This window comes from Capnocytophaga sp. oral taxon 324 str. F0483 (assembly GCF_000318315.2).
GTDB classification, from domain to species: domain Bacteria; phylum Bacteroidota; class Bacteroidia; order Flavobacteriales; family Flavobacteriaceae; genus Capnocytophaga; species Capnocytophaga ochracea.
Window position 1 is genome coordinate 84,073 of sequence record NZ_KB291518.1, and the last position, 652, is coordinate 84,724.

At 35.1% G+C, this 652-nt stretch carries 1 protein-coding gene; it reads right to left on the reverse strand.

Going from position 1 to position 652, the window contains the following annotated elements:
* Positions 1 to 73 precede the first annotated feature (73 nt).
* On the reverse strand, positions 74 to 652 hold a 579-nt coding region (locus HMPREF9072_RS05505), incomplete at its 5' end, for a hypothetical protein (RefSeq protein ID WP_034566206.1).

The window sequence follows — 652 nt, forward strand, 5'->3', positions numbered from 1 at the left end:
AATGATAATTATTTAAGGTTTCTGAATTTAGGACGAATTGCTATTCGCCCCTACGCATACCACAAAAGCGATATTATGAATAATCAAAAGTGAATAGCACGATACGACTTACGGGCTCGTAAAGCATAATGATAGCATCGATATGCCCATCACACCAACTATAGTTAGGAGTACTTGCTACAAAGTAAAAGGGGTTTCCTTGATAGGAAATTTTAATCCATTTATCAGAATCTTCATCTTCATAATCTAATTTCATATCAAAAGCCTTTGGATATTCTTTGCTACTAATTGTACCTACCCAATTTCCTCCTATTATATGTCCTCCTAATATATCTAAAAATTTAGTAAAGTTAGGTTTCCCATCATATTCAGGAAACTGTAAGCTCACCAATGAACCGTATTTCTCGAAATTTGCTTTACTTTTCTCGTAGCCTTTCTGCATTTCTTGAAATTCCTTTTCTTCTTCGGAATTGAAATCCCAGTTATGATATTTAGTTCTTTCAAAAAATCCTTCGTTCCCTAAGAACTCAAACTTGTTATCATCGGTGAGTTTGAACGTTACCCAGTTAGGGGCAGTGTATTCATTGTGATATTCGGTAGTGTTTCCCCCCATATATCCTATATTCGCCTCAAAAGGGCATAACATATACAC